Raw genomic sequence first — 3,867 nt, 5'->3', positions numbered from 1 at the left:
TGACCGCATCGGGCGTGGCAAAAACAGTGCGTTCCTTGAGCTGCTGGGCCAGCGCCCGGCGCGACAGCTCCAGCACCGCCACAATCTCTGCGCGCTTGGCCGGGCCCAGGCCTTTGATACGCTTCAAGTCATCCGCCGTGGCATGCAAAAGCCCTGATAGTCCATCGAATCCCCCGTCCAGGCTGCCTTTGGTGCTATTATTTTTGATGTTCAGTAGTTCATCGGCCATTTGCAGAACGCCCTTACCTTTGATTCCGGTTCGCAGCAAGATGGCCAGCAGTTCAACATCGCTGAGCGCGCCGGGGCCGCGAGCCAACAACTTCTCGCGGGGGCGGGCATCGGCGGGCAGGTCTTTGATAGGCATGGGAGTGAGGGCAGACACCATCGGGTCTGGGTTTTTACAAGATACAAGAGCGGCCAGTTTATCGGGACTTTTAAAGTCACTATAGACATTTGCCCACTCGGGGCATATTTGAGGAAGACTCAGTGTCTACCTGTGGATTTTCATTGCCTTCATCAAGCAGGATTTGATCCTTACTCGTTGATGAGCCAGCAGCGCTTCGACAGCAGTAGTGGGCTCAAAGTGGGTGCTCGTCGCGGTAGCCTCTATGACTCCAGTGCTGCGTTGAACTAAACCGCTGCGCGGTGGTTTGTAGTCAAAGTGCCGACACTGCGATTTTTTTGCGGCATGGCTTGCATTTGGGCGAGATGAAGAGAAACCTTTGAACTGGGGGTCGTCCCCGGATTTAAGGAGATTTTCGTGACACCTTTACGCCAACGCATGACGGACGCCATGCTGCAACGCGGTTTTACGGCCAGTACCCAGGCAAACTACGTCAAGGCCATTTACGGCATGGCCAAATATTACCGGCGTGACCCTGGCGTCTATAGCGCCAGTGATGTGCAGGCGCATTTTGCTGCACATGGTCAAGGAGAGCCCGGTGTCTGGTTTGCGATGATCGGACGCAAATTCTTGGGCATTCAGACTGTCATCTCAGGGAAGCCCCGTTTTCTCAGGACGGTTTACGGTGCGATACTTCGCCCCATGCGGTTGGAACGACTATCCGTCAAGTAGATGGCCGCAATGCAGTTGGTGACCACCTGAACGCCGTGCACGAGGGCGATGTGGATGCCACCCGGAAGTTCTCCGGAGGGGACAAGAGAGCCTACAAAAAGCTGTGGGCGCTTGATCCAAAGTAAGGCTGACGAATTTTCGACCGGGTTTTTATTTTTTAGAAGGGTTTGTATGCACTTGACTAATTGGAAAACGCATTTTCTCGCCTCGTCTCTGGCGCTATTGTTGGCCGCCTGTGGCGGAGGTGACGACGGGCCGGGAAGCACATATTCCTCCAGCGCAACAGCGCCCTTGAGTAGCGGAGCTGTCACCGTGGCCACCACAATGTCTGCGGGCGGCACAACAGTCACCCTGCCTTTGGGCACCAAGTTGATGGACTCCAGTGGTGCCGCGCTCAATGGAGCGGCCGCCACCCTCACGCTGACCAGCGCTGACAACAGCCGCTTCCTGCCTGCGGCGGCAGCGGCATTGCCCAGCAACCGCAGCATGCTGGCCTTTATCGATCTGACAGCGACCGACGGCAGCAAGACGGTCAAGACGTTCAGCCAGCCGGTAGCAGTGGCATTGAACCTGACAGGGACTGGGGTTAGCGCAGGTGACGCGGTTGCGCTCTACAGTTTTGACGGCACAAGCTGGAGCGGCAGCCCCGAAGGGGTGGTCATTGTTGACACGAACCAAACGGCCCACTTCAACATGGGCCACTTGTCTATCTGGGCGGCGTTGCGACCCACTTCGGCACTGTTTCGGTCCAGCGCCTTTCTCGCAGATATGTCCAACCTGACCAAGAGCTACATCCCCCCGCTCTTTTACACCAACCTGCCGGCAGTGAACACTACCCAGGCCGTTGCGATGGATGCGAAAAAGTCGTTGACGCGGCTGATCACCGTCTGGAGCGACTTCAAGACCAAATACAAAACTGCCACCGAGTTTTCCCACTACAGCGCAAAGTTTGACGAAGTCGATGCCAAGATTGCTATCGCCGGCCAAATCGTTCAGACTGCCCTTGCGTCTGCAAGCATTGCCAACGACCTGGTAGCAGCCCATGAAGCGCTGGAAGTCATTCGCCAAAACCTGCTGGATATGGACCGTGGCAACGGCTTGGACTATCCCATTGATGCCATCAAGGAATTCCATGACGGCATGGAGCCCTTTGCATTGGCTGTGAAGGGCAAGAGCGCCACTACCCTCACGGATGGGGATGTCGCGACGCTGAAAACAATGTTCACGGTGGTGGAGTCCACCTGGAACAAAGTGGTGGTTCATCAGGTCAACAAAGACCATTTCGGCATGTCAGTCGAAGCCAAGGCCTTTATTGACACCGCCACCGTCAACCAGACCAACAACCTCAAGGCCTTGAAGGCAGCCCTCTTCGCAGCGGTGCCCGACAAGGCGGTGATCGCGGCCAACGGCAACAATGTCAAGCCGCTCTTTCTGAAGTTGTTCTTCAGCTTTGCCGATTTCCTGAAACCCTTTGATGCGGATCTGGTGTCTGCCGACAGTGCTGCATTGGAAGCTACCAGCACGACCGCCAAAACGGCTGCGACTGCCATCGAGGTGGAGTCAGCCAAGAGCGCGGTGGCGGCCCTGGAGTTGAGCTTCAACAAGCTGAAGCTGCATTTCGCCACCCAACCGATCAGCATCATGGGGGTTCTCACCTGGTACACCGGCCAGCCCGCTACACCCGCCTACTTTGACAAGATTGGCGCCGCCATCGCCGCTGCAAAAAGTCAACTGGCAGTCGTCCAGGCCTATCCGGCGGACCTGACTGCGGCCAATGCCCAAGTGCAGGTCTACGCCGTCGAAATGGCCAAACTGAAGACGCGCATCGGCTACCAGTAGCCGTCATACCAACCTGACGCTGACACCCTGCTGGCCGACCGATTGACGGCGCAGCCCGTAGCCCGAATGGGCGGCGCGGCCGTGAACGCGCAAGCCAACGCTTTTCTGACCTATAGCCTGCGAGACTTCAAACCCTCGCAACGCTTTGGAATTTTGCAGTTTTTTGAAAAACGAACTGCCCTGGCTACGGCTGGCGCGGCCGACGCTGCCTGGGGCAAAGTGGGTGCGCAGGCGGTGGTTAACGGGGGTGAGTGGACGGCCAAGCCCTGAAGGCAGGCGCGCTTATCAGCTTCCGCTATCTGCCGGCACCGTCCAGTTCTTAACTTGCCATCCTGGGTAGTCTTTGAAGTCGGCCTCGTTGTTGGTGACGAACGTGAGGCCAACGCGTGAGGCGTGGGCCGCAATCTTCTCCTGCAAAGGCCGCGGAGTCTGCCCCTCGTGCAACACCCGGCGCATGGCCGAGGCCGCAGCCCATCTGCCCTTCGTGCAACACGCTACCAAACTTGGTTCCGTCATTGTCTGCAATGAAAGGTACAGCAGCCATTGGAGCATTGCCAAAATTTGGCAATTAATTGATGCTTCGATCAACACTTCTGGTTGAGGCTGACAGACAACAACCTGCCTTGAACAGCCGGTCGCTGGATTGCAGCGAGTACCCGCTTCTGGTTCGAGTCCACATAAACAAGTCACGGCATAGATGTAAAGCAGCGGTGCAACTCAGCCAAGACCGAAGGGCATCTGCGGGAACCGCGCTGCCAAATTGTGCTGACGCCAGCCAAAATATTTTCGCAATGCGGTAACGCTAAGCTGAGTGAGGGCACCCCTGAACATTTCTTCCATGGCTAGCAGACGGTTCTGCACGTCCAGAAACAGCACCGCAAACACCTCGTGCGGTTTGGCCGCCAGGTGCAACTGCAGGTAGTGCTTGACCGCATCGGGCGTGGCAAAAACAG

4 protein-coding genes and 1 pseudogene are annotated in these 3,867 nt (G+C 57.0%); 3 read left to right on the top strand and 2 right to left on the bottom strand.

All coding sequences use genetic code 11. The features are described from left to right. Positions 1-364: UPF0758 domain-containing protein (locus GZ093_RS20470; RefSeq protein ID WP_363261214.1), on the bottom strand; the 364-nt coding region annotated here is incomplete at its 3' end. A gap of 396 nt (positions 365-760) precedes the next feature. Between GZ093_RS20470 and GZ093_RS20465 the strand changes: the two genes are divergently transcribed. From GZ093_RS20465 to GZ093_RS20455, 3 genes are all read left to right on the top strand, one after another. After that, positions 761-1,075, top strand: coding sequence for a hypothetical protein (locus GZ093_RS20465; protein WP_296489550.1), 315 nt, complete (start codon positions 761-763; stop codon positions 1,073-1,075). Between the two features lie 312 nt (positions 1,076-1,387). Continuing rightward, positions 1,388-2,914, top strand: a complete 1,527-nt coding sequence (locus GZ093_RS20460; protein ID WP_296489548.1) for a hypothetical protein — start codon at positions 1,388-1,390, stop codon at positions 2,912-2,914. 81 nt (positions 2,915-2,995) lie between these two features. Continuing rightward, positions 2,996-3,184 carry a hypothetical protein gene (locus tag GZ093_RS20455; protein ID WP_296489546.1) on the top strand — a complete coding sequence of 63 codons (189 nt, stop codon included), beginning with the start codon at positions 2,996-2,998 and terminating at the stop codon, positions 3,182-3,184. Positions 3,185-3,712: 528 nt separating this feature from the next. On the opposite strand, the pseudogene GZ093_RS20450 reads toward GZ093_RS20455, so the two are convergent. After that, positions 3,713-3,867 (bottom strand): annotated as a pseudogene (locus GZ093_RS20450) (JAB domain-containing protein); the annotation flags it as partial.

The sequence above is a fragment of the Rhodoferax sp. genome (assembly GCF_010365055.1).
GTDB lineage: Bacteria > Pseudomonadota > Gammaproteobacteria > Burkholderiales > Burkholderiaceae_C > Rhodoferax.
This window is presented reverse-complemented; position numbering and strand designations above follow the sequence as displayed.